The 25,502-nt window shown below is 41.1% G+C and carries 18 protein-coding genes and 1 pseudogene; 9 read left to right on the plus strand and 10 right to left on the minus strand.

Annotation, left to right across the window (positions count from 1 at the left end):
* Positions 1-201 precede the first annotated feature (201 nt).
* Both RG963_RS08725 and RG963_RS08730 read left to right on the plus strand, forming a co-directional pair.
* Complete coding sequence (locus RG963_RS08725) at positions 202-336, plus strand: hypothetical protein (protein WP_310575879.1); 135 nt, start codon at positions 202-204, stop codon at positions 334-336.
* Between the two features lie 688 nt (positions 337-1,024).
* The gene (locus tag RG963_RS08730; protein WP_310575880.1) at positions 1,025-2,116 is read left to right on the plus strand and encodes a radical SAM/SPASM domain-containing protein; all 1,092 of its coding nucleotides are present in this window, start codon (positions 1,025-1,027) and stop codon (positions 2,114-2,116) included.
* A gap of 185 nt (positions 2,117-2,301) precedes the next feature.
* Here RG963_RS08730 and RG963_RS08735 read toward each other — a convergent pair whose 3' ends face one another.
* From RG963_RS08735 to RG963_RS08760, 6 genes and pseudogenes are all read right to left on the minus strand, one after another.
* Positions 2,302-4,677 carry a PGF-pre-PGF domain-containing protein gene (locus RG963_RS08735; RefSeq protein ID WP_310575881.1) on the minus strand — a complete coding sequence of 792 codons (2,376 nt, stop codon included), beginning with the start codon at positions 4,675-4,677 and terminating at the stop codon, positions 2,302-2,304.
* 781 nt (positions 4,678-5,458) lie between these two features.
* Positions 5,459-6,640: a carboxylate--amine ligase gene (locus tag RG963_RS08740; RefSeq protein WP_310575882.1), complete on the minus strand. Its 1,182-nt coding sequence runs from the start codon at positions 6,638-6,640 to the stop codon at positions 5,459-5,461.
* A 53-nt stretch (positions 6,641-6,693) separates the two neighbouring features.
* A pseudogene (locus RG963_RS08745) lies at positions 6,694-6,909 on the minus strand (IS1634 family transposase); the annotation flags it as partial.
* A 212-nt stretch (positions 6,910-7,121) separates the two neighbouring features.
* On the minus strand, positions 7,122-7,244 hold the full coding sequence (locus RG963_RS08750; protein WP_310575883.1) for a hypothetical protein: 123 nt from the start codon (positions 7,242-7,244) through the stop codon (positions 7,122-7,124).
* A gap of 998 nt (positions 7,245-8,242) precedes the next feature.
* Positions 8,243-8,983, minus strand: coding sequence for a hypothetical protein (locus RG963_RS08755; protein ID WP_310575884.1), 741 nt, complete (start codon positions 8,981-8,983; stop codon positions 8,243-8,245).
* Between the two features lie 515 nt (positions 8,984-9,498).
* Entirely contained in the window at positions 9,499-11,172 is a 1,674-nt protein-coding gene (locus RG963_RS08760) for an ABC1 kinase family protein (protein ID WP_310575885.1), read from the minus strand.
* A 413-nt stretch (positions 11,173-11,585) separates the two neighbouring features.
* Here RG963_RS08760 and RG963_RS08765 point away from each other — a divergent pair, with 413 nt between their 5' ends.
* The 3 genes from RG963_RS08765 to RG963_RS08775 all read left to right on the plus strand — a co-directional run bounded on the left by RG963_RS08765 (position 11,586) and on the right by RG963_RS08775 (position 15,331).
* The gene (locus RG963_RS08765) at positions 11,586-12,731 is read left to right on the plus strand and encodes a double-cubane-cluster-containing anaerobic reductase (protein ID WP_310575886.1); all 1,146 of its coding nucleotides are present in this window, start codon (positions 11,586-11,588) and stop codon (positions 12,729-12,731) included.
* Positions 12,728-13,489, plus strand: a complete 762-nt coding sequence (locus tag RG963_RS08770) for an acyl-CoA dehydratase activase (protein ID WP_310575887.1) — start codon at positions 12,728-12,730, stop codon at positions 13,487-13,489. Before RG963_RS08765 ends, RG963_RS08770 begins: the two co-directional genes overlap by 4 nt.
* A 441-nt stretch (positions 13,490-13,930) precedes the next feature.
* A complete protein-coding gene (locus RG963_RS08775; RefSeq protein ID WP_310575888.1) occupies positions 13,931-15,331 on the plus strand; it encodes a right-handed parallel beta-helix repeat-containing protein in 1,401 nt (466 codons plus the stop codon).
* 291 nt (positions 15,332-15,622) lie between these two features.
* Here the strand turns inward: RG963_RS08775 and RG963_RS08780 are convergent, their stop codons facing one another.
* On the minus strand, positions 15,623-16,222 hold the full coding sequence (locus RG963_RS08780; protein ID WP_310575889.1) for a class I SAM-dependent methyltransferase: 600 nt from the start codon (positions 16,220-16,222) through the stop codon (positions 15,623-15,625).
* Positions 16,223-16,638: 416 nt separating this feature from the next.
* Between RG963_RS08780 and argH the strand changes: the two genes are divergently transcribed.
* Both argH and gatD read left to right on the plus strand, forming a co-directional pair.
* A complete protein-coding gene (gene argH / locus RG963_RS08785; RefSeq protein ID WP_310575890.1) occupies positions 16,639-18,114 on the plus strand; it encodes an argininosuccinate lyase in 1,476 nt (491 codons plus the stop codon).
* 192 nt (positions 18,115-18,306) lie between these two features.
* The gene (gene gatD, locus RG963_RS08790) at positions 18,307-19,581 is read left to right on the plus strand and encodes a Glu-tRNA(Gln) amidotransferase subunit GatD (protein WP_310575891.1); all 1,275 of its coding nucleotides are present in this window, start codon (positions 18,307-18,309) and stop codon (positions 19,579-19,581) included.
* A 75-nt stretch (positions 19,582-19,656) separates the two neighbouring features.
* On the opposite strand, the gene RG963_RS08795 is transcribed toward gatD, so the two are convergent.
* Positions 19,657-20,496: a hypothetical protein gene (locus RG963_RS08795; protein ID WP_310575892.1), complete on the minus strand. Its 840-nt coding sequence runs from the start codon at positions 20,494-20,496 to the stop codon at positions 19,657-19,659.
* Between the two features lie 204 nt (positions 20,497-20,700).
* Here RG963_RS08795 and RG963_RS08800 point away from each other — a divergent pair, with 204 nt between their 5' ends.
* Positions 20,701-20,859, plus strand: a complete 159-nt coding sequence (locus RG963_RS08800) for a symporter small accessory protein (RefSeq protein WP_310575893.1) — start codon at positions 20,701-20,703, stop codon at positions 20,857-20,859.
* A 97-nt stretch (positions 20,860-20,956) separates the two neighbouring features.
* Positions 20,957-22,618, plus strand: a complete 1,662-nt coding sequence (locus tag RG963_RS08805; RefSeq protein ID WP_310575894.1) for a sodium:solute symporter family protein — start codon at positions 20,957-20,959, stop codon at positions 22,616-22,618.
* A 128-nt stretch (positions 22,619-22,746) separates the two neighbouring features.
* Here the strand turns inward: RG963_RS08805 and larA (RG963_RS08810) are convergent, their stop codons facing one another.
* Both larA (RG963_RS08810) and larA (RG963_RS08815) read right to left on the minus strand, forming a co-directional pair.
* Positions 22,747-24,009, minus strand: a complete 1,263-nt coding sequence (larA, locus tag RG963_RS08810; RefSeq protein WP_310575895.1) for a nickel-dependent lactate racemase — start codon at positions 24,007-24,009, stop codon at positions 22,747-22,749.
* A 201-nt stretch (positions 24,010-24,210) separates the two neighbouring features.
* Complete coding sequence (gene larA, locus RG963_RS08815) at positions 24,211-25,473, minus strand: nickel-dependent lactate racemase (RefSeq protein ID WP_310575896.1); 1,263 nt, start codon at positions 25,471-25,473, stop codon at positions 24,211-24,213.
* Between the last annotated feature and the right edge of the window lie 29 nt (positions 25,474-25,502).

The following is a 25,502-nucleotide window of genomic DNA, read 5'->3' on the forward strand; positions in this document are numbered from 1 at the left end:
CTTGAGGACTGAGAGCTGGTAATTTTAATTGGCCGAAAAGGGTATTTATTCACACAAATTGACAAAAATTTGACTGATAGGGGAATAATTAAGAAAAATTTATGTTTCTAAATTAAACTTCTCTATAAATTATATTACTTAACTACTAATAACTATGCAATCCAATTTTAAATCCTTTTAAGGACATAGGAGGGTGAAATAATGATTGTTAGCAAAAATATCCTGGTTTTGTATCCCGGGGGCGGGTGTGTATACTTAAGACCACCGGTGCCAGAACCTCGACCTGTGCCTCTCTATGGTGTGGTCAGGCCTTTGTATGGTGTGCCTCTAAAATGAAATTGCTTCTAAAATGAAATAAAGGTAGCTTATGCGGTTGAATTCAGCTCTGGTGAAGACGAAGATCATGATTTCGGAGAGTGGCCATTTTGGCTACCTTTAATCTTCGATTTCATCAGTTCTGTTATATTTGCTATTGCAACCGGCTCTAATCAAGAAGGTTGGCCCGTCGCGCGGATGGATTACCGGGAGTGATAAAGGTGGCAAATATGCAGTTTCTATCTACTGAACGAACACAAGTGCGTTCTGTGAAATATTGCATTCTATTTGATCCCTCGGATGGATCGATACGCCATACACAAACGGGGGAATATGTCTAGATTAAAACCCGGCAAATGTTGATCATAGAGCTTGGAGGTGACAGAAAAATCGGTTGTCTCCCTTATGCGTTGTTAGACTTGGGAACCCGACTCCCATAATAAGCTCTTTAATCGTCCAAATGTGATCTGTTAACACCCTTCTGCCATAGCAGGTGTTCTCTGCATCAATCATTTATTTTTTTGGCATGTGGGTAGCTCGCGATAATCAGCGTCTATGGTCCTATTTCCTGAGGAAGAAAACCGAAATAATATCCCATATTTTAAAACTTTTTTTCTAAATGAGTATCCAACTTAATAGAGTATGCTGAATGCTCAAATCCATTGTACAGGCTTTTGATAAAGCTGCTCTATAATACGGAGTAATACAGATGAATACAGATGAATACAGACCTGAATTCTGTGTGTGGGAGCTTACACTCAAATGCAATATGAAGTGCAGGCACTGTGGTTCTATGGCAGGAAAAGCCAGAGAAAATGAACTCACGGTTGATGAATGTCTTAATGTAGCTGAGCAATTGGCAGATCTCGGATGCAAACAGGTAACTCTTATTGGGGGCGAGGTCTTTCTATACGAAGGATGGGAAAAGATATCCAGGAAGCTATCTGATAATGGTGTTGACGTTAATCTTATTACTAATAGTTTTTTACTTGGAAACGAACAAATTGCCCAGATAAAATATGCCAGATTAACTAATGTGGGAATTTCTCTTGACGGAATGGAAGACAATCATAATAATATGAGAAATATAAGTACTTCATTCGAAAAAGTAATGGAAGCCTTTGACATACTTAACAGAGAAGGCATCCCTATAGCTGTCGTGACCAGTTTAATAGACAGAAATTTTGAGGATTTATCGCCGATGCACGATTTGCTTATAGAAAAGGGCATAAAGCTCTGGCAGATGCAAATAGTTAACCCAATGGGAAACATGGCCGATAAAAAGAGTTTGCTCCTGGATCCCGCAAAAGTGTCCCTGATTACCAAGTTTATTAGAGAAAAGCGTAACGAACAAAAGATCGTTATTTATGCAGGAGACAACATCGGATATTTCGATGAAAATGAATTATACTTAAGAAGCCAGCCTGGGACGATCTGCGAATGGTCAGGATGCCAGGCAGGTTTGAGAGTTGTAGGGATAGATAGTACAGGCAATGTTAAGGGTTGTGAATCCCTGTGTTCGGATGAATTCATCGAAGGCAATTTGCGTGAAGAGTCCCTATCTACAATATGGTATAAAGAAGGCAATTTTGCTTATAATAGAAATTTCAACATTAATATGCTGACAGGAAGCTGTAAAAATTGTGACAAAGGAGCCATTTGCAGGGGTGGATGCAGGGGAGCCTGTTATTTTACAACAGATTCCAAATTTGAAAACCTTTACTGTTGCTATCCTGGAAAAACCAATGTCAGTAAGGATTACTTCGAGAATAACCTCTTGAAATACTATGAGAAAACTTAATTTGTTGGATATGGAGCCAGATAGTATACGGCAATTAGCCAGAAAAAGGAAGGGATATTGGAGTTAGGATTGCAGCCAAACAGGTTGGAGATTTTAATGTTATAGGCAGGGATCTGAAAAAATATGATGAGGGGATTAACCTTTCATCTATTGTTTTCCATATCGAATTTTGGGATTTTGCTTTTTTACTTTCGTTTATAAAGGAATAAGCCAAAGACACAGGCTATTCCTAAATCCATTTCAAATCCAGGTGTACGCGGAATTTCTTTTTGTCCAGCTTCCATTCCTTTATTCCCTTTATCATTTTGATTAGCGTCGTTATTAACAATTCCATTTTCTAATTCAGGCTGTGTTTTCGTTTCTTTTTGTGCAGACGCGATTTTTCCCTTTCCGGTTATTGCAAAGGAAGAGAATCCCGGGCTTTTTGCGATGAAATAGAGGAATTTGTCATCTTTTCCTGACGGCTCTACTGCCAGCTGCCCCCATTTTGTATTATTGTACATATTAAGGATGATAGAAGTCGGATCGATATTTTTATCTTGTATCCAGGACTTTTCAACTTTGAAACAAACGACCGGATTTTCGATGTTCTTTGAGGTTGCAATTCCGCCGTTTCCAACCCATATGTTAAAGGATTTGTAAACCTCGCCGGAAGGTAGTTCGGAAACCAAAGCAGATTTTCCTTTGAGCATTTCAGCAATAGTCGTGGTTTTGCCAAAAGTTCTCTTTGCATCAAAGCTTATATACACGACACAGGTGGCATTCTTTGCGAAATCAAAATGCACAGGTTTTCCATTTGTAATAAACGCCTGTGAAAGTTCCTTGACCTGGACATTTCTTGCAGGTTCAGGGGAACCACCTGCTCCACCACCACTTGAACTGCTGTGGCTACTTCCTCCACTACTGCCACCGCTTGAACTGCTTGGTGTAAGTACATTTATTGCAGCAGTATTTGAGGCATTTCCGTTTTCATTGCTTACCGTCAGTTTAACAGTATAGGTTCCTGCTACTGAATATGTATGTATTGGATCCGTCTCGGTTGAGCTGGTTCCATCTCCAAAGTTCCAATATCTCTCCGCTATATTTTCCGATAAGTCGTTAAATTGCACATCTAGTGGAACATAGCCCTCAATGACGTTGCTACTGAAATTTGCTAAAGGGCGAACTGGTTGTTCCAAAACAGTTATTACGACAACTTTAGAATCGAAACCACTTGAGTTCCTTACTGTGAGAGTTACTGTGTAATTCCCCCGAGAGAGATAAATATGCTTTGGGAATTCCTCAGTTGAATAAGTTCCATCTCCAAAATCCCATAACCGTATCGTTGAATTGCTTATACTTGTATCATTAAATTGAACTGCTAATGGAATCGTTCCAAAAGTAATATTGCTTGTGAAATTTGCAACAGGTGGATTATTTTTTGATGAAATTTTAACTTCCCAATTTCTAGTTGTTAAATTATTTGCATGTGCTATTCCTATAATTGATGGTGCAGCATTTCCAGTTAAATCTAAAGACCCACTGTTAGTACTATAAAAATCTAATGTCTGGAGTATCCCATCTACTGCTGTTTGATTTAATGAATTAAAACTAGCATTTAAATTAAGTAAACCAGGATCATTGGAAATCTCTAAACTTCTGAGGTTATTATTTTGAATTTCTAAAACACCATTTGTACCTGCGGGGAAACAACCCGAAAAAACAGCATCATTATAATGATTATTGGCTGACAGGACACTTTTTAAATTTGTTGAAGTTAAGTGCAGAGTGCCGCTTTGATTGTCATTCCAATTAAAAAAATCTCTCAAAAGTGGAAACTGACTTAATGGGAATTTGCTCGTTATCTGCGGATTATCTCTAACACATATATGCCAGATATTAGCTCCCGTAGTACCCCAATTTATTGAATATGTTGAGCTTCTCTGGGATGCTCCACGAAGGTCAGCAAGAGAGGGAGCTTCTGATAGATCAAGATAAGAAATATTGGATTGTTCGATGCAAAGCCTGGTCAGAGATGGAACGTTACGGAGCCTGATAGTAGCCAATGACCTGCAAGAAAAACACTCAATCGTATTCAGTGCAGTGAAATTACTGAAATCCAGCGCAGTTATTGGATTATAATTTGAAGCCCATATCTGGAGGTGTGGTGCAACATTTTCTAAACCACTAACAGCTATTACATTCTGTTGTGCCAAATTTGCTATTGTACTGGAACTTGGAGTTGCTCCACCATCTGAGCCATCATAACCTATATTGATTTTAGTTACTGCACTCCACGGTGTTACTACCAGAGTGTTTTCTCTTGTCCCCGCTGAACCAAAATTCACAGTAGGAGACTGAGAATTCGATGTTGAACCGTCACCAAATATCCATTGAATTGTAGGATCACCTGTAACTGTAATAATAGGTGAAAATGATGAACCAGTAGTTACAAACGTAATATTTGAAGATGGCTCCGCACCTACTATACTCACAAGTATAACAAGTGCCAGCGATGTGATTCCTAAAACTTTAAAAAGATTATGTCCTCTATGTCCTATATTACTGTTTATTTCTTTCATGTTTAATCTCAGTTTAGATTGTTATATAAATAAAATAATAAGGTTACAGGACAATATGCTTTTAAAGATAGTAAACTTTTCTACTTTAAAAATATATTTCTAAATTATTAAAGTTTGTCAAGTCTTCGAGGCTATAATTGATGGCATCTTTTCGAGAAGGAGACTACTAATGATGTAAAATTGCATTATTTTTAGTCGCCGAAACTTGACAGAGCCGATCTAAAGCATCGAATTTTCGGTTCAACTGTGCGAGTTCAAATAAAGCAGTAAGTTCGAATAAAGCAGTAATAAACCTGGGATTATGCATATGTTGGAAAAATTAACTTTTCGAGCAACTTTAATATGATTAGTTGTTTTTTCCACCATCACTGGAGTTCTTTTGAACCATTTTCTGTTTCCGAATTCTATTTTTAATTCTAGAGATGAGATTTTATAAAGTTATACCCTGCCTCGAAGAAATCGAAATGAATGGAAATCGGTTGATATTATCCCGGGTCAACCTGAATGACATCTTTCTAGGACTTACGCAGTTGAACAGAGAAACAGCAACACTAAATACATAACTGTCTAAATCCTACTAATTCAGATGATGCTGCTCGTACTTGATTTGGTACTTCAAGTGCGTAAGTCCTACTTTCATTTTGTTTTATTCACATCCCTGCAAGGATGGAGCCGATAGACTTCAATCAAATTAAAGCGAAATCTTCAGCCTCACGGGAAAAATCAAGCGCCAAAATATTAACTACTAATATGTGGACAATTAAACAACGTGAGTCCTCAATCAATTTATTATTCTCAGAACTCTCAAGAATTGCCCGATAACTCCACTGGTCGTATCCATACAGTCCTTCAAAAAAGGTATTATGTCTTTTATATCGTAGACCGCAATATAAGTTTCATCGGATTCTCGAATGTTTTTTATGAACTTCCGGAGATATTTTCTGCGCCATATTAGGTTTATGATTTCATGCTTTAGATAAATAAAATGGATATCTTTATTCTTGATCTGAACTTGAGGGCTTACTTTTTCTCCCAGTGCATCCAGGTACTGGGAATACTGCAGGTTGACCCCGGATAGATTTCCTACTCTGTGCCACATCATTGAACGCAGATTTATCTCCATAAGTTTGTATTTTTTGTCCCGGAAATCGTATTTAAATTCGGGTTGAGCAATTCCCTTTATATCCATGCCATTAAGAAGTTTTCTTCCCTGTAGCAACACTGCATCCGGAGCCTTATTTGAGGCACTTGCAAACACTCCAAAACTATCGGGATATTGAGTCAGTTTCTTCCCTGTCCACTCATTCAGGATTTTCCCGTTCATGTCTCTGTAGGCAACATAAGCATATATGCAGTTTTCATCCCCAGGAATAATTTCGGAAGCTAAAAACTTAATTCCGGCATCCAGATAACGTTCGATCCTCTTCTTGACTTTATTCAGGTCCCTGGAACTGTCTATCTTCAGGTTCCTGAAGACCTTTCTTTTCAGGTCTTCTCTCTTGCTGGGCTTCAACAGGATAGGAAATTGAATGAGTTCAATATTTTTCAGGTCTTTTTTCTTTTGAACATATATTGTTTTAGGATAAGGGATACCCAGTTTTTCACAATAAGAGTACTGGACATATTTGTCCAGGGATTCTTGCAAATTTTCTGGATTAAAGGGTAAAAAGCAGAATGAATTGATCTTGTTATAGAGCTTATAAAGGTTTTCAAGTTGTAAATCATCAGTAGGAAACACAATTATTCTTTCGTACTCCTGATGAAGTTTTTCAATCTTTCTATACATGCTCTCCGGGGTTTTGTCGATAAGCATAAATTTTTTTATTTTATTGCTGTATGAAGCCAGTTCTCTGGAGTACCCGAAAAGGATTATTTCTTCTACTCTTTTCTCACTTAATTCCTGAATTATCGAATATCCGTTGACGTATCCTCCCAGAACAAGGGCACAGTGACTTTTTTTCATATAAAAAACCTTTATCCTATATTTGGCAGGTTAACGTACTCATAGGTAGATATTTTTATGATGTTATCAAGAGTCCTTAAGATAGCGTATTGATTCAGGTATTCTCTTGTAACAAAGTCTCTAAAGAGCCTTTCCTTAGAAAATTTTTCATTGATCAGTTTGTCAACTTCAAGTTCTTTGAAAATTCTAGTTATAAAACCGAAGTTACCTGAGAACCTCGTTCGTTTTAAGAAAGATTCAATTCTTATACTGCTGTTTTTCTCTGCCATAGGAATATCATAGAAGAGATATAAAATTACTAATATTAATCTATATGTTTACCTGTCTGCTAAAAGAAGGTTTATTTTTCTGTCAGGAAGTTAAGATAATGGCGTTTATTCACAGTGTTATCTTTAAATTTATTTCTACAGCCTTTTTACAGCATTCACTTTGAAGTTGTTTCAACAGCTTCATCTTTACAAAAAACGAGGAGCATTCAGTTTTAGAAGGTCGAACCGATCGATTCCTGGGTTTTGAAATCCAGAAAGCCATCTTTAAAAAGGGAATTTTTTATCTTCCAGACAACTTCCGAAGTTTCAGGTAACATTTCGGTCAAAAACGACATTTAAATCTCTTATTTTTTAAAAAATAAATTATATTTATAGTTAAAATATTATTTTAACTTGAAGCGGATATACAACCTTTATAATAAGAAAACGTTAAGATTATTTTTAAGTTTTTAATTTGAAATAATAAGGAGTCAGACATTCCATTGTATTTTTAATGGCCCGGTTTTCTGCAAAAATAGGAATTCCAGTAAAGTATTGCTGCCTCAAGATTCAGGTTTATGTGTGTACAGTAAGTCTTTTTCATCCTTTTTTGGATTAATTTCTGGATACTCTTCTGGCACTGCATTCTTTTCTTTTTCTTTCAATTCACAGACTCCTTAATTTATTGAATTTTCGAAAACCGATCTAAATGATATAGGGTCCTCTTAAATTCACTATCTGAGGGTTATTTCTCCTTTTTTCTGCTAATTAAACCAGGTACTATTCTAACTGAATGAAGTACGTATTATTTTTAACCTGAAATAATTACATTCTTAAAAAACCATAACTTTTATACGATCTTAATTAAAATTTAAGTAGAAAATAAGATGTATTTTTTTGGGGAAACCATTAATTGCCTTAATTAGTGGAAAAAACAATCTTCAGTTTGATAATGAATTTAAGAGAATCCTATTCATGCGTCTTCGGTTAAGTGAGGAATCATGACAAATTGGATTTATTCCCAGAACATGTGTCCAAAATTTAGATAGACTTTGAACTGGAACAGGGTATCGATTTTAGGTAAAGAGGCTAAAATTTGAGGCCAATTTATGACATCAAATCAATAGCCTTCAGGCAAGAAAATTCCTTAACCGATGACCAATGGAATCCTATTCAATTTATACTCAATAGAGACAAAAAATTAATGGGAGGATGAGTCCCATCGATTTCAATTATAGATTGTCCTATCAGGCTTGAGAGTTATTAATATATAACTTACGCATTTGAGATCCTAAATCAAGTACAATAAACGTTATGGTTAAATTTATTTTTTGACAATTGGAGACTTAAAATACTAATAATTTCTCAGTTCAATCGCGTAAGTCCTATAATACCCTCTCAACTCAGGGCCTGCTGTGGTATTCATCATCTCCAGGGTCGTGTTCTGTGTCATATTTTTGGTCATATTTTCTCCCACAATGCATTCGTAGGCCCACATCATCTGGTTCATCATCTCCAGCTGAGACTCGTTGGTTGCAGTGCTGGGGTCCTTGAGGTGCATCTCATGCATCTCGATGGCCTGCTCAAGCCAGAACTGGGCACAGTCAAGCCTTGCCTGGGCTGCACTGGCACTTTGATCCATTTCGATTATACAGCAGCTTCCATTCATCATCGAGTCGTTTTCCATCATACAATGCATCATTGTCTCATTGGCTGAGAGATTTCCCATCATCGAGTCATTTCCCAACATACATTGCATCATTGTCTCATTGGCTGAGAGATTTCCCATCATCATCGAGTCATTTCCCAACATACATTGCATCATTGTCTCATTAACTGAGAGATTTCCCATCATCATCGAGTCATTTCCCGGCATACAATGAATCATGGTTTCGTTAGACGAATGATCTCCCATGCTAGATTGTATCACCGTACATGTTTGATTGTCAGAACAAACAATTATCATGCTTTGTTGGCCCATAATATTCCCCTGACCCATCATATGTCCGGCAATGGGCTCTGCCAGTGCGATTACTATTACTGTTATCAATGCCAGTAGTAATAATGCTGACTTTAGTATTCCGGATTTGATCACTTTATTCCCCCCGTTCTGTACCGGATTTAATAAGCTTAACTATACCGGTGCACATTTATTTGCTCGATTAATATAAACGTCTTGTTATAAGAGCAGCCGCTCTGAAACTTATTTTTACAACTCGAGGTTTAATTAAAAAAGCTACTAAACTAATGAGTCGATGCAGTCAAAAAAAGGACATCGGGTCAGGAATGGAAAAAGCAATTTCCGAAGAAAAATTTAGAAAGGTCTCTGCTCAGTGGATCTAACCTTGTTATACTACACACTTTTTATTTTTTAATACTTTTTCCGTAATTTTCTCCTTTTGCGCAGTTGATCTTTGCAATCTTCAGTACAGACTGCTCTTCACTTCCCGCACGGAAGCAATAGCTCTTCCTACTCTTATCACATAGTGATCACATGCCATTCCTTCAATTTTCAAGGTTTCCTGCGCCAGAAATTCAATTTCCCATTGGTGAATCCTGGGTTTTTAATTTTTACATTTATTGTAACTCTTTTACCAATTAAGGGCTGTCTCAATTACCTCGAATTAGAGCAAGAAAAGCTATCAGAATCGCCCCTCCAAACCCGACCAATCCGACCCAGGAAAAAGCACCTCCATTTAACAGAATATAAGTAGAGATAATAAGCAGGACAGTGAGGTAAAATTCCTTTGAAAAAACATTTTTCTTGTTTTCTTCCTGTTTCACGGAAAGGAATTTATCCCCCATTCCTTCCATTTTTTCGGCAATTTCTCTTATTGCAGCCCTTAATTCGGCTTTTTCGTCTGCCGGCTCAGAAGTAAATTCTATCTGAAGAGCAGCCCCTTTTGGAGCATTAAGCTTTTTATAGGCATCCATCAGCACAGGGATAGCAATAGTTTTAATATTATATTTCGGGTCCAGTTCCAGGCAGACTCCCTCGATAAGCAGGATCGCTCTCTGCAGGGTTGAAAACTCTCCGGGCAGCCGAATATCATATTTCAGGCCGAGTTTGGCATAATTATCACTTTGCCTACCTTCAAGCCCGTAGTTCTGGTTTGCGATCAGATAATCCATATCTTTTCTGAGCCTGCGGATATTCACGTCTCTCGCATCCGCACCTCCTATTCTCAGAAAGCCCTGAGTTGCCCCTTCAACATCCCTGTTATTGATAGCATAATAAAACTCAAGCATATTCCTTTTAAGCTCATCGTCGATACTACCGACAGCCCCGAAGTCAATAAAGGCGATGGTGTCGTTTTCCTGGACTATCATATTGCCCCCGTGAGGGTCAGCATGGTAAAAGCCGTCTATATAGACCTGTTTTAGGTAACTCTTGGTGATGGTACGCGTATATTCCGATTTCTTGCTTTGCGGCACAGACATGTCAATTATGTCCTTGATCTGGACCCCCTGAATAAATTCCATTGTAAGGACATTGGCAGAACAGTAATCAGAATAGATCTCAGGCACCGCAACATTTTTCACATTTTTGAAATTTTCATCAAACCGTCGCATATTAACGGCTTCTATTCTCAGGTCGACCTCGCGGGTAAGCATCTCCTTGATTTCCAGTAAAAGAGCATCAATATCAAAGTTCCCCCCTAAGCCTAGAACCTTTTTCATAACAGGCTTGAAATCGTCCAGGATAGAAAGGTCGATATTTATAGTATCAATAAGGTTTGGGCGAAGAATTTTTACAGCAACCGGTTTGCCTTCCATAACCCCTTTGTACACTTGCGCAATCGAACCGCAGGCAATGGGATTTGGATCGAAGCTGTCAAAAATCTCGATGAAGGCTTTTGCTTTCCTTTCCCTTGAAACCTTCAGTTCCTCTTCACTTTTTTTCCGGGAACGCTCTGCACGCGTCTGGTATTCACAGACACAAGCAAGGTCAAGGGATTCAGCCATTTCTTCAAAAGGCACAGGCTTAACCTTATCCTGAAGGTTTGCCATTTCAATAACATAAGTTTGGGGAACAAGGTCAGGCCGCTTGCTCATGGTCTGCCCCATTTTGATAAAGGTCGGCCCGAGCTCTTCGAAAGCCTGTCTGAGTTTTACAGCCGTCTGCTTGTTCTCGACATCAAAAGCACATGTACAATCGGGATTTGAAATGTAATCGGTGCGCAGATCCCGGTAGAGTTCCGGAATAAGGTTGTACTTTAAAAGGACCCTCGTAACCTCAAGATAGCGCTTTGTTTTCCCCAGCATCCCTAAAGGATTAGACATTATTGTTAATAGAGTTTCTTTATGCTAAGTAAAATTCAATTGAACTCTAACGCTAACTTTTTGAGAGATAAAACTGTGTTTTAAAAAAGCCTATTCTGGAATCTGCAAAATGGCGGCGGAAAAGTCTATTGCCTTTCAACATGAGAATGTTTCTTTTTTTGTATACCGCTTAAGCCCTATAGTCTGCAAGGACATTCCAATGTGGGAAAAGCTTGAATCTGGATGAACGTAGTAGTGCGCAGGCTGCTGGGGTGTTATATCGAAGATTTCATTACTTTCCTGATATTTTCTTGAAACTATTGAGGAAAAATTGGAAATGACTGAGAGTGGTCATTCGTAACTGCAGAAAATCGGAACTATATTGCAGGAATAGAAAACAATTTAATATTAATCAGAAGTATTTTGTAGAGATAATGACACATTTTAAAAGCCTTGACTACGTTAAAAACTCATATAATGCGCGGATTTGCCAGATGACAGAGGAAAGGAAAACCGGAAAGAAGGTAGTTGGTACTTTATGCCTGTTCGTGCCTGACGAGATCATTCTTGCGGCAGGTGCCGATCGTGTTATACTCTGTGGGGGTAAGAATGATACCGTATCCATAGCGGAGCAGTATTTGCCCAGGAATATCTGCCCACTTGTCAAGTCTTCCTTTGGCTCGATCATTAATGACGGTTGCTCTGGTGTAAGATCCTGTTCTCATTTCGACCTGGTGGATATGGTCGTCGCCGAGAATACCTGCGATAGTAAAAAAAAGATGTACGAATTATTGGAAAACTATGTCCCAACTTATGTGCTCGATCTCCCGCAGAGACCCGACAGCCCGGAGGCCATAAAATATTTTTTGGAAGAACTTAACAAATTCAAGAGTGTCATGGAACGGCTGACGGGTAATAAGGTCACCGTTGAACAATTAAAGAAGGAAATAACGTCATTGAACGAGACGAGACAGTTACTTCACAGGCTCTATGACCTGCGAAAAGTGGACCCTCCATTAATCAGCGGCCTCGATGTGCTAAAGGTCATGCAGAAGCAGTATTTCCTCTCGACGGACGAATTGAAAAAATCTCTTTGCATGCTCATCGATGAAGCGGAGCAAGTTGAGACGGACTGGGCGCACAAGCCCAGAATAATGATCTCCGGTTGCCCTATGGCGGGCGGCAACACCAAAGTACCGGAGATTATAGAGAGCAAGGGTGGCGTTATCGTTGCGGAGGAAAGCTGTACTGGCACAAGGTCTTTCTGGGAACTAGTCGACGAGGATAAGGACCCGATGTTGGCGCTGGCCGAACGCTACATCAGAATACCCTGCTCCTGTATGACGCCGAACGACAGGCGTATAGATAATATTTTGGAACTAGCGAGGGAATTTAAAGTCGATGGCGTGGTGTGCTATACCTTGCAATTCTGTCATGGCTACAATATTGAGCGATATAAGGTACAGCAGGCGCTGAAGAAAGCCGGGATACCTATGCTTTCGATCGAGACGGACTACGGCGACTCGGACGTTGAGCAGATCGGACTTCGCGTGGACGCTTTTATGGAGATGCTTTCATGATCTCAGTGGGAATAGATTCGGGTTCGGCCACTACAAAAGCCATCATTGTCAATGGCAATCGTATCGCTGCTCGCGTTGTATTGCCAACTGCATTCGATTTTTTATCTGCTGCAGAAAATGCATATAACAACGTTCTCGCCGATGCAGGAGTCGACAAAAACGATGTGACTGGCGTGTATGCAACCGGATACGGCAGGAACAGCATAAAGTTTGCCGACAAGGCTATAAGCGAGATTACTGCTCATGCCATGGGCGTTTATCACCTGTACCCGGCTGTCAACGGGGTTATCGACATCGGAGGCCAGGATAGCAAGGTTATTTCAGTGAATAGTGGCAGGGTAACTGATTTTCTAATGAACGACAAGTGCGCGGCTGGCACGGGCAAATTCTTAGAGTACACGGCGAAGGCGCTTGAAGTGCCGATAGAAGAATTGGGGGCCCTCGCGCTGGTCTCAAAAACACCCGCCAGCATAACAAGTATGTGTACTGTTTTTGCCGAGTCCGAGGCTATATCTCTCCGGGCGAGAGGGTTTAAAAAAGAGGATATAGCGGCGGGACTCATCGAAAGCGTTGCCAGAAGGGTTGCAGTCATGGTCCGACAAGTTGGGTTAAAACAAAATGTGGCTTTCGTGGGCGGCGTGGCAAAAAACGCCGGAATTAAGATAGTTTTGGAAAAAGAATTGGGCATCTCGCTCTACGTACCTCTGGAGCCTCAGGTCACGGGAGCACTCGGAGCTGCTCTGTACGGCATTAGTTAAAATTGAGCGGGCTGTCTTTTGCTTATTTTACAGGGAATGGAATTTGGGTGATGGGGGTGAGTTACTGAAAACCGTGAATATAAGAATCTCTTTAGATTTTTTCCAAGCACGGGATTGCACTCGTTTTTTCAGAATTGATCAATAACTCACAGACATGACCAAACTTGATTGGTTACTCAAAAAACAAGATTTAATTTTGAGTTATGGAACAAGCTCTACAACTTAATGGTCAATTAGATCAGAAAAAGAAATCTTTTACGGTTTTGCCCTTATTTTCCTGAAAACGTCCTTAAAAGCCAATTTTTTGCTTCCTGAGGGGTAATAGGATACACCTCCTTTTTTAAGAGCTTTGAAAGATTGGGGATTAAAAAAGGAAATGTAGCATACTACAGTTAATCTTTTTTAAAATAGATGACTATAGTTTAGTGTATTTGGGATGTTATGAGCGGCAAAATACTAAAACACGGATGGGTAAACCGAAAAAAGATAGTAATTTTCAGCGTAATCCTTATTTTTTTAGTTGCAGGCGTGATTTTCTTCCTGTCAGCTAAATCTTCTAATAAGATCATTTATGTAAATGCCACCGGGATTGGAGATTACAACTGTGACGGGAGTAACGATCAGGTAGAGATAAATCGAGCTCTTGCTTATGTGGCAGAAAATCCGCAATTTACAACCGTTTATTTGAAAGGTCCAGGTATATATGTCATCTCGGATAGTATTTTTATTGGAAATGATACCGTACTTGAAGGCGATCCCACAGCTGTGATCAAACTTAAAGAGAATGCAAGCTGGGTGAAAGAAAAACCTTTGATTACGCAAATAGACAGTGCAGAAAGTCACGATATTGTTCTAAAAGGGTTTGAAATTGACGGAAACCATGACAATAATAGTGAAATAGGAAACGGGAAAGGGTATTACAATCTAATCTACTTTGTTTATTCTAAAAACATATACGTTCACGATATGTATATGCATGACAGCCATGGAGATGGACTGAAAGTCTCAAGGAGTTCAAATATTAAGTTTTACAATAACACAGTGTACAAACTAGGACATGATGCTCTGTATGTTACCAATTCTTTAAAAGTGAAAGCCTGGAACAACAATATAACATGCAGAACAAATAGTGGTTTAAGGATCTACAATACTAACCATGTAAAATTTCATAACAATATCATCAGCTCCAATGGGGGAGGTGGAGCCGGAATTGAAGTCCAGAAATTCAATCCTCCAGTCACTATGGAAGTCCAGAAATCCAATCCCACAATCACTATGAATGACATCGAAATCTGCAATAATTTGCTGTATGAGACCCATGCTGCAGGCATCTGGATTACAGGTTACGGATCAGAGTATCCCAAATCTGCTGCAAAAGATGTATATATTCATCATAATAAGTTTTACAAAACCGGTACTAATGGGGGTGCAGCGTGGGCAGGGGGTATAGTGCTCAATGGTTTTCAAAGTACTCTTATAGAAAATAATCTATTCGACGGCTGCTATGGTGCAGCTATTGCCCATAAAAAGGTTACTGAAGAATTTTCAGCCCCTGGCTCAGGATATACAACCATTGTAAAAAATAATATAATAGTTAATACACAGCCCAGTCGTACAGCCGGAAAAGGGTATGCCGTATTCAATAATTTGAGCACTAATCATTCATTTATCCTGAAAAATAACTTCCTTTCAAACAACAGCGGTGGAAATTACATGCATGAAAGTTCCACATCGGACTTTGAGTTTGATCCTGGGTTTGTGGAAAAGGTAAGTAAAAATGAGTCTATGAAAGAATATTTCCCCTGGAGGGAAGCAATTTCTGCGGGACCTCAAAGACCTTAACGGATAGATTGTATTTACGCGGTTGAAAATTTTTTCCCAAATCGAGTTGAAATATTCTCATTGCATAATACGAGAAACATATTCAATGAGTCTTTGAGTGGACAAAAAAGTCTTTTATCTGAACGAAATTACCTTGATAATGTCCTGAACCGGACCACATCAACATTTTCGCTGCTTCGTCACGAACTTTTAGTTGCAAAAAAGTGTCTAACTGCAATTTTCTGGATATTAAAACGGTTTTAATTTTATAATTCAACAAATTGAAAAAAGTTAAAAAGCTAATAAAATCTTTTACGGTTTTGCCCTTATTTTCCTGAAAACGTCCTTAAAAGCCAGTTTTTTTGCTTCCTTAATGGTGAAGCCGGCTTCTTTTATATTCTCCACTGTGTGGCGGGTCGTATGGTCTCCAAGCAGGAAAAATAGAATCGGATTGATTAAATCCTCAATGCGGGCAATAAAAGGGTAGCTGCTGTGCACATGCTCAAGGGCTATCAGCTCTCCTGAAGATTTAAGAACTCGCCTCATTTCTTTAAGGGCTTTCACGGGATCAGGAATTGTACAGAGGACAAAGGTTGTAACAACATAATCGAAACTGTTGTCAGGGAACTCAAGGTGCTCGGCATCCATAAGATAAAGATTAATATTGTTCATTTCCTTCGTTTTCTTCAGGGCTTTTTCAAGCATCCCTGTGCTCCTGTCGATTCCTGTTACCGAACATCCTGCCGGATAATATTTAAGATTCCTTCCGGTTCCCACCCCGACTTCCAGAACTTTTCCATTCAGGCCTGAAAGTGCCTCTTTTCTCCATGTCCGAAAAAAGAGAAGCTCCAGCGGCAAATCTATCAGCTCATAGATGGATGCTATTCGGTTGTATTTTGAGGCTACGGACATTAAATAAATTTACGCTTTCCTTCTCATTAGCTTTTCCGGATATCAGAGGAAACCGAATAAGTTAGTAAGTCAGGACAATTTTTCCGGGAATTTTCCGAAAAAGGCAAGGGTCTACCTGATAAAATCGCTTTAGAGGAACACTCCCTGAAACCGATTCATATTTAAGCGTTAGGATTAATACCACGCTACAGATTTTCTTATATCTGGCTCGTTTACAGCATAAGAGCAAATAAAAAGTGAGCGAGATCAGCACATACTTACCTTATATTTATACCTACACGGAAAATGTACGCACATCAGACCGGGCAAACCCAAAGATACCTTCGGTCTCACAGGCATTACTACTCTAATAAAATGCTAATAGAGATTCTCACGTATACATGTTAATTTCACAAAGATTACAAAGAGGAAATCCGATGAGCAATATTTTACGCAGAGGAAGGCTGAAAGCCGCTCAGGACGAGGAAATTTTACGTTACACCTCTTCAATGGAGGCTGACAGATGGATTTTTGATGCTGACATAGCAGTGGATCTTGCTCACACATTAATGTTAGAAGAGCAGAACATTATAAATGAGGAAGACTGCAGCAAAATCCTTAGCGGGCTTTTGAAAATCAGGGAAGAGGGAATGGAAAAGCTCGATTTCAGCTACGAAGACATTCATATCTCCCTTGAATCCAGGCTTATCGATATGGTTGGAGAAGATGTGGGAGGCAGGATGCACTCGGGACGTTCAAGAAACGACGAGGTTGCAACCTGCATCAGGCTCGTCCTTAGAGAGGAACTGACCGGGCTGCTTGAAGAAATATTCGAGCTCAGGCAAATTTTTCTCTTCCTTGCAGAAAAACATACCGAAACTCTCATGCCGGGTTTTACTCACCTGCAGCATGCCCAGCCGACAACCCTTGCCCATCACCTGTGTGCCCACGAAGCTGCCCTCGGCAGAGACTTTGACCGGGTTCAGGACGCTTATTCCAGGGTAAACCTCTGCCCTCTCGGCGCTGCTGCTTTTGCTTCCACCGGTTTTAACCTCGACAGGAAAAGGACTCAGGAACTTCTGGGCTTTGCAGGCTTACTGGAAAACTCGATGGATGCAGTCAGCAGCAGAGATTTCCTTATTGAGTGCGCCTCAGTATTTACAAACCTCATGATAAACCTGAGCAGGATGGCCGAAGAACTTGTGGTCTGGTCTTCATCCGAATTCAATTTTATAGAACTTGATGATAGGTACGCCTCTACCTCCTCGATCATGCCGCAGAAGAAAAACCCTGACACTGCCGAACTCCTGCGTGGAAAAACAGGAGTAGCCGTTGGTGCACTTATGTCTCTTGTTACGATCTGCAAGGGCCTGCCCCTGAGTTATAACCGGGACCTGCAGGAAGCGACTCCAAATATCTGGCGCTCTGTAGAAACTGTCAGGGCTTCAGTAAGGGTCATGGGAGGTATGGTAAGGACCATGAAAATCCGCCCTGAAGTGCTTGCTGCCCAGTCAGTTGCCGGTTTTACAACAGCTACCGAACTTGCGGACACCTTTGTCCGAGAAACCGGAATCCCCTTCAGGACTGCCCACCAGATCGTTGGGATGCTTGCAAGGGAAAGAGAAAAACCTGCCATGGAAAAGATCGATTCCGTGGCCGAAATTGTTCTGGGCGAATCTCTTTCAAGCAGGGGGCTGACAGAAAAGATGGTGACGGAAGCCCTTAATCCGGTTTCGAACATAAAGAGAAGAAAAATTGCTGGCGGACCCGCCCCTGAAGAAATGCGGCATTACCTCTCAAAAAGGCAGACTGATCTTGAACTTAATAAGCAGGAAATTGCGACCCTGAAAGACATCACTGACTCAGCGTTTGAAAATTTGCTTGCAGTCGTCAACGAGTACAGAAAAACTTGAGGGTTCGGTAAGCACGAAAAAAACACATTTAGTTTTAATATTACTTTGACCTCTTAGTATCACACAAAATACCTAGTATCAAATTAACACCGTATCATACAAAATACCTAGTATCAAATTAACACCGTATCATACAAAAATACCTATTATCTATGCAGTATTTCAAAAAATTTATCATAAAAGGGATTATTCATGGAATTCAAACAGGGCGACTGGATACGTATTGAAAAGAACGGCACTGCCTATGAAGGCAAAGTGATGCCGTCGATGGAAGGATATATTACAATAAAAATGAAAAGCGGTTATAATGCCGGTTTTTCCACGGATAAAGTCAGGATAACTCTTCTGGAAAACAATGGCGAAATTGCAAACGGAAGCCGGAACGGCTGGAAGGAATGCAAATCGGCAAAAGAGGAAACATCAGAGCCCGGAAAGAAGCTTCCGAAAGTCGCAATTCTTTCCACAGGCGGAACGATTGCCAGCAAAATCGACTACAGGACAGGTGCAGTCACATCTCAGTTTACTGCTGACGATATTCTTACCGCTATCCCTGAACTCAAGAAAATAGCGGATTTTAAAGGTAGGGTAATCTCAAGCATCCTTTCGGAAAATATGGATTCGGAATCCTGGCAAAACCTTGCCCGCGCAGTTATGGAGGAAATAGAAGCAGGAGCTGACGGAGTGATCGTAACCCACGGCACTGACACCATGATGTACACTGCTGCAGCCCTTTCCTTCATGATCAAAACGCCTGTGCCTATTGTTCTTGTAGGTTCCCAGAGAAGTGCGGACCGTCCCAGCAGCGACAACGCCATGAATGCGATCTGTGCAGCCCTGGTGGCTATAAGCGACATTGCCGAAGTTTCCGTTGTCATGCACGGCACGACTTCGGACAACTTTTGTGAGATTCACCGCGGAACTAAAGTCCGGAAAATGCATACTTCCCGCAGGGACGCTTTCAAGTCCGTGAGCTCCCTTCCAATAGGGGTTGTGGACTATAACACAAGGGAAATAAAAACTTTCGTTGATTATACCCGACGTGGAGAGACATCTCTCAAATTCAAGCCAGGCATGGAAAAGAAATGTGCCCTTGTTAAGTTTACGCCTGGTTCAGATCCCGAAATCCTTGACTTCTACATCAACGGTGGTTACAGAGGGCTGGTTATCGAAGGTACGGGTCTGGGGCACGTTTCTACTAAATGGATCCCCATGATCCGGAAAGCTACGGATGCAAAAATGACTGTAATAGTGACATCCCAGTGCCTTAACGGCAGAATCTGCGACCGCGTCTATGATACCGGGCGGGACATGCTGAAAGCTGGCGCAATCGAAGGGGAAGATACCCTGCCCGAAACCGCACTTGTCAAGATGATGTGGGTTCTCGGCCAGACCGACGAATTCGACAAAGCTGTTGAAATGCTAAGGGAAGATATTAGTGGGGAGATTACCGAGTCTACGCTTAAGTAAAGGAAACAGTAAAAAGAAGGAATCAATGAATAAATCCAGTAAATCCCTCAAAAAGGAGAATGAACCCTTGAAGGTTCATCTATAATTTCCATCTCCCATAGTAATTTTTCCTTTAACGGGCACCCAGCCCTGTTGTGGGCCGCTGAAGTCGGCATAGATATATTCATAATATTGGTTCCAGTTCCAGCCGTAGATCCACCACTCGTTCCTGCCTGAGAAATGGACTGTCAGAGAAACGTGGGCATCTGGAGAGGTTTCATAGTCGGCATAAATAAGAGAATCGTAATTATAAACAGTCGGAGGTTCTTTGTTTTCCGAATAAGGGAGATCATATGTCGAAAGGTTCAGGTTGTATTCAGGGTTCAGTACGGGCTCGTTTCCGAGAGGAAACTTTGTATTAATTTCTGAATCAGAAGCAAGTTCCCCACGGAATTCTGAAGGCATGGCAAAATGCATATTTTCGGATGAATTTACCTGGCTGCCGGTTTCCGGCAGTTCTTCTCCCAGAATCTCATCACCCTGTTGTGAACTTTCAACAGAGTCGACTCCCGTTATTTCTTCTGAAGTATCACTTATCGCTACCGGAGGAAAACGCATTTTCGGAACGAATCTATCTGCTCTCAATGCAAGCATTTTTCCGTTTTCGGTGTCCACCAGGCTTAAATTCCATTCGTTCTCTTCCTGTAAATACCGGTTTACAAGTTCGTTTCCACTTGCGGACTCATTTTCGTAAACCGGCAGGGGGAGATAGAATGTAACGTTTTCCAATTCGGAGTCTGCCTCAAGATTTATATCATATTCATAAATACTTTTAAGATTTGTATTATAAAGCTGCTCTGTGTGATAGTGTAACAGAGCAGCTCCCAGAAAAATAAAAAACAGGACAGCCACGCTAATTTTCATTAATTTACCCATAAAAGTGCCCTCTTGAATCGAGTAATTTTTCAGATCCTATTTGGCATGATCAGAGTATATTATCAGCATCATATTCTATAAAACGTACTCTGGCTTAGAATTTACTTTACTCAATATATTTAAATAACAAAAAGCGTTAAATGTACAATGCTAACAGGTATCATGTTAGCTGTTATCAGGATGTTCTCTATGAAGGTGTTGTAGATGTTAGGAATAGATGATCCGCAAATCTGGCTTGCATATCTTGCTTGTATATTAAGTGCACTCGGGTGCATGGTTTATGGGGCATTGAATTGGAGAGAAGGGGAAGAAGAACAGGCAGTAAAGAGCGGTACTCAGAAACAGGTGATTCAGGATCAGTAAGTGGGTCCTGGATTTACTCTAAAGAGTTCGCTTCAGTCAAACTTTTTTACAATGCCTGAGAAAAAACAGTAGTCGAAACTATTCTGGAGTTATTTTTATGGCAGTCAGTACTTCACTTCTGATCCTTTTTGTCATTGTTTACTTTGCATGCACTTTCTACGTTGCCCGGCTGGGATATAAGAAAAATTCCCAGACAGATGGGTATATGCTTGCAGGCCGACGCGTGCACCCGGCAATTATGGCTCTCTCCTACGGAGCTGCGTTTATCAGTACTTCTGCGATTATAGGATTCGGAGGAGTAGCCGCTTCTTTAGGAATGGGGCTTATGTGGCTTGTCTTCATGAACATCTTTTTCGGGATTTTCATTGCCTTCGTGGTCTTTGGCCCCGGAACCCGGCGCATGGGGCTAAACCTCGGAGCCATAACTTATCCTGAATTTATAGGAAAGCGCTTCCAGTCCAGGTTTATCCAGGCTTTTTCCGGGCTTCTTGTAGCTGTTTTCATGCCTCTTTACGCTGCAAGCGTAATCATAGGGGCGGGTCGGTTTCTTGAGAGCACGCTTGGGATAAATTATAACTTCGCTCTCCTGATCTTTACTGTTATCATTGCATTTTATGTGATTAAAGGTGGTCTCCTCTCAGTAATGTATGTAGATGCCATGCAGGCCACTCTTATGCTCATAGGAATGACTCTTCTGCTAATATATACCTACAGTAAGCTCGGAGGAGTTGTAGAAGCCCATCAGGCTCTTACTAACATGGCAAACCTTGTTCCTCAGGCTCTTGTTGATCAGGGGCACAGGGGCTGGACTGCAATGCCAGCTTTTAATTCTCCAATCTGGTGGACAATGATTTCCACAATCATAATGGGAGTAGGAATAGGAGTACTTGCGCAGCCCCAGCTTGCAGTCAGGTTTATGACTGTAAAAGATGACCGTTCTTTGAGAAGGGCAGTTGCTGTGGGAGGTCCCTTCCTCCTCATGATGGCAGGAGTAGCATATGTTGTAGGAGCTCTTTCCAATGTATATTTTTACAGGACAACAGGAATGATCTCCCTTCAGGTTGTCCCGGACGGAAATACTGACCTTATAATGCCTGCATTCCTGAACCACGCAATGCCTGAGATGTTTGTGGCACTCTTCATGCTCAGCCTGCTCTCGGCAGCAATGTCTACTGCAGCTGCCCAGTTCCATACAATGGGTACAGCAATAGGGTACGACTTTTACCAGCAGGGTCTCATGAAAGGCCAGTCAACCGCAACTACAGTCCGCGTTACGCAATTTGGGATTGCTTTTACCATTCTGGTTTCAGTCATTCTGGCTTACCTGCTTCCTGTAAGTATTATCGCCAGAGCTACTGCCATGTTCATGGGCCTGTGCACAGCTGCTTTCCTGCCCCTCTACATTGGAGCTCTGTTCTGGAAACGTACAACAAAAGCCGGAGCAACTGCAAGTCTTGTTGCAGGCTCGATAAGCAGTCTCTTCTGGCTGGTCTTTATCCATGCAAAAGAAGCAGTGCCTCTCGGGATCTGCCAGGCAATCTTTGGAAAAGCAACTTTACTTGCCGGCACCTGGTCTCTTGTAGACCCAATTCTGGTCGCAACCCCTCTCTCCTTCCTTGCCCTTATTGTGGTAAGCCTTATGACACCCCAATTCTCGCCAGAGTTCCTGAAGAAGACTTACAGGCGAAGATTTGAAGATGAAGAGGAAGACGCCTCCGAAAACGCATCACACAAAGCAACGGATTCTGCAGGCGTTTAAGCCTGCACCTCTATTTCCGCGCTTTATTTGTAATTTCTTCTTCCTTTATTTCCTGCTCTTTTTTCAAATAAAAAGTAGAATGTTTTAGAAGTTTTCAGTTTGAAACTCCAAAATAGGCACTGAAAAGGTTATCCGTTATCTTTTCGGACAGGCAGTGTCTGCCCTCCGTGAGGCATAAGGTGAATCTTTGCATCAGGATTTTTTGAAAGGACTGCAGATAATGCGTCCTCCAGGCTTGCCATTGGAGTAAAGAATGCAGTTCTTGTTTGTTCGTCCGGGAGCTTTGATACCAGGTAAAGCTTGAATTTTTTTGCAACTTTTGCAACGATCGCAGTCTTGTGTCCCCCGAACTCAAAACAATGTTTGAAACGCTCGATTGCCTCGTCAGGGCTCCGACATTCCCTATTCCAGCACTCATAGACCTGGTTTCCTATCCCTTCGGCGCATTCGGCAACAAGGATGATGGAGCCTCCTTCCTTTACGGCCTGAGTCGCATTGTCAAGAGCCTTGTTTGCCTGGAAAAGGTTGATATCTTTCGGAAAGCCTCCGCAGGAAACTATTACCGCATCAGCAGGCTCTACAGGTACCTTGTACATGGAATCCACAACCTCTACGCCTTTCCTGTGGGCCTCTATAAAGTCTCCGGCAACGGCAGAAACTATCTCTTTTTTGCTGTCAAGCACCACATTCAGGATAAAATCAAGGCCGGAAATTTTTGCGGCTTCTTCCATGTCCTGCCTGACAGGGCCATCGACCCTTCCGGAAACAGCTTTTTCCTCTATCATCATTTTGTGGTTTGTGAGGACAGCCGCATGAGAACTTACACCAGGAAGTACTGATTTTGCCCCTCCGCTGTATCCTGCGTAATAATGGAATTCGATGCTTCCCGTCCCTATAATAACATCTGCATCCAGGACATCTTCAAATATTTCTATGGGGGTCCCGCGAGAGGTCACACCAATACGTCTGCATCTACGGGTATCGTGCTGAATGCATCGGATCTTTTTGTAGATCTCCTCACTGACCAGTTTTTTGGATTCTTCTTCAGTCTGGTGGCGGTGGAGCCCAAGGGCAAAGACAATTCTTATATTTTCATCCTTTGCGCCTCCCAGATGAAGTTCTTCAAGCAGAGGTGGAAGGATCTTTGCAGTTGGGGTTGGCCTGGTAACATCGCTTACTATAATTGCAACTCTTGAATCAGGGTTTACAATCTCAGAAAGACGTCTGCTTTTTATGGGATTTTCAAGTGCCTTTTTAATCAAAAAAGCCGCATCTCCCATTTTTTCAGGTTCAGAGGGCAAAATAACACTGGAGATGTTTCTCTCAGGGATCTCCAGCTCAATTACCGCGCTTCCAAAAGCTAGTGGAATCTTCTTTATGTTTGCAGTCATGTTCATGCCGATGCTTTCATCTTGATGCTGTAAAATTAGGGATAACCAATTATAAAATATGCTTTAGAGGCAGTTCAAACCTGCGGTTTAAACCTGCTACAACAGTAGACAGGTTTACTGACTTTAACTTTTGCTGATTTCGCTTTTCTTACAGAATTTCTGTTCCACTTTCTGCGTTTTTATCTATAGTTATTTCTTTTCTTATCTCTTTACAGGCAGGGTACACCCTCCATTAGGCATTATATGAACTTTAGCCTCGGGATTTTCGGAAAGAATCTTCTTAAGTGCTTCTTCGATGCTTTTTACGGGCGTAAAGAAGGCTTTTTTGCTTTCCTCTTCCGGAAGCTTTGAGACGAGGTAAAGTTTGAATTCTTTCGCAGCCCTCCCGACAATAGCAGCTTTATGCCCGCCGAACTCAAAACAATGCTTGAAACGCTCGACTGCCTCGTCAGGGGTCTTGCATTCCCTATTCCAGCACTCGTAAACTTTGTTTCCTATTCCTTCGGCACATTCGGCTACAAGGATGATTGAACCCCCTTCTTTTACTGCCGGGATAGCATGTTCGAGGGATTTTGTTGCCTGGTAAAGGTTGATATCCTTCGGAAACCCCCCACAGGAAACAACTACAACATCCGCAGGCTTTATGGGCACTTTATACATGGAATCCACATATTCCACACCTTTCCTGTGGGCTTCGATAAAATCGCCTGCAACGGCAGCAACTATCTCTTTTTCGCTGTTGATTACGACATTAAGGATAAAGTCAAGCCCCGCAATCCTTGCAGCTTCCTCAATGTTTTGTCTTGCCGGACTACCGGCTTTTCCTGAAAGGGGACTTCCTTCGAAAAGTTTGCTATAAAAGCTATGGAATGAAAGTATGGATTTTTCGGAACTGACCCCTGGAAGGATAGATTTTCCTCCCCCTCCATAACCCGCATAATAGTGAAATTCCAGTGTCCCTGTGCTTATGATCAGGTCGGAGTCAAGCACTTCTTCAAAAACTTCAACAGGAGTTCCGAAACTTGTCTCCCCTACAAGTCTGCATCTTTTTCTGTCGTGCTGGATGCACCTTATATTTTCAAAGATTTCTTCCCCTACAAGCTGTCGGCACTCTTCTTCAGTCTGTAAGCGATGGAGCCCAAGAGCAAATACAATAGTGATATTCTCATTTTTTGCTCCTCCAAGATAAAGCTCTTCAAGTAGAGGAGAGAGAATTTTCGCAGTCGGAGTCGGTCTCGTAACATCGCTTACGATGATTGCAATCCTTGAATCCGGGTTTACGATCTCGGAAAGCCTTTTGCTTTTCGTGGGATTTTCAAGTGCTTTTTTAATAAGGAAAGTTCCTTCTTCCTTTATTTTAGATTCCGAAGGCAGGATGATACTTGAAACATTTTTTTCAGGTATGCTCAGCTCAGAAATCCCGCTTCCAAAAGCGAGTGGAATCGTTTTTACATTGGTAGTCATGCTTATTCCGATGTTTTCGTATTTATGCT

The organism is Methanosarcina baikalica (assembly GCF_031461075.1).
Classification (GTDB): domain Archaea; phylum Halobacteriota; class Methanosarcinia; order Methanosarcinales; family Methanosarcinaceae; genus Methanosarcina; species Methanosarcina baikalica.

What these genes read in the sequence shown, in the direction of transcription:
- RG963_RS08725 (WP_310575879.1), top strand. Translation starts at nt 202, where the DNA reads ATGATTGTTAGCAAAAATATCCTGGTTTTGTATCCCGGGGGCGGGTGT.
- RG963_RS08730 (WP_310575880.1), top strand. Translation starts at nt 1,025, where the DNA reads ATGAATACAGATGAATACAGACCTGAATTCTGTGTGTGGGAGCTTACA.
- RG963_RS08735 (WP_310575881.1), bottom strand. Translation starts at nt 4,677, where the DNA reads ATGAAAGAAATAAACAGTAATATAGGACATAGAGGACATAATCTTTTT.
- RG963_RS08740 (WP_310575882.1), bottom strand. Translation starts at nt 6,640, where the DNA reads ATGAAAAAAAGTCACTGTGCCCTTGTTCTGGGAGGATACGTCAACGGA.
- RG963_RS08750 (WP_310575883.1), bottom strand. Translation starts at nt 7,244, where the DNA reads ATGTCGTTTTTGACCGAAATGTTACCTGAAACTTCGGAAGTTGTCTGG.
- RG963_RS08760 (WP_310575885.1), bottom strand. Translation starts at nt 11,172, where the DNA reads ATGTCTAATCCTTTAGGGATGCTGGGGAAAACAAAGCGCTATCTTGAG.
- RG963_RS08765 (WP_310575886.1), top strand. Translation starts at nt 11,586, where the DNA reads ATGACACATTTTAAAAGCCTTGACTACGTTAAAAACTCATATAATGCG.
- RG963_RS08770 (WP_310575887.1), top strand. Translation starts at nt 12,728, where the DNA reads ATGATCTCAGTGGGAATAGATTCGGGTTCGGCCACTACAAAAGCCATC.
- RG963_RS08775 (WP_310575888.1), top strand. Translation starts at nt 13,931, where the DNA reads ATGAGCGGCAAAATACTAAAACACGGATGGGTAAACCGAAAAAAGATA.
- RG963_RS08780 (WP_310575889.1), bottom strand. Translation starts at nt 16,222, where the DNA reads ATGTCCGTAGCCTCAAAATACAACCGAATAGCATCCATCTATGAGCTG.
- argH (WP_310575890.1), top strand. Translation starts at nt 16,639, where the DNA reads ATGAGCAATATTTTACGCAGAGGAAGGCTGAAAGCCGCTCAGGACGAG.
- gatD (WP_310575891.1), top strand. Translation starts at nt 18,307, where the DNA reads ATGGAATTCAAACAGGGCGACTGGATACGTATTGAAAAGAACGGCACT.
- RG963_RS08795 (WP_310575892.1), bottom strand. Translation starts at nt 20,496, where the DNA reads ATGGGTAAATTAATGAAAATTAGCGTGGCTGTCCTGTTTTTTATTTTT.
- RG963_RS08800 (WP_310575893.1), top strand. Translation starts at nt 20,701, where the DNA reads ATGTTAGGAATAGATGATCCGCAAATCTGGCTTGCATATCTTGCTTGT.
- RG963_RS08805 (WP_310575894.1), top strand. Translation starts at nt 20,957, where the DNA reads ATGGCAGTCAGTACTTCACTTCTGATCCTTTTTGTCATTGTTTACTTT.
- larA (WP_310575895.1), bottom strand. Translation starts at nt 24,009, where the DNA reads ATGACTGCAAACATAAAGAAGATTCCACTAGCTTTTGGAAGCGCGGTA.
- larA (WP_310575896.1), bottom strand. Translation starts at nt 25,473, where the DNA reads ATGACTACCAATGTAAAAACGATTCCACTCGCTTTTGGAAGCGGGATT.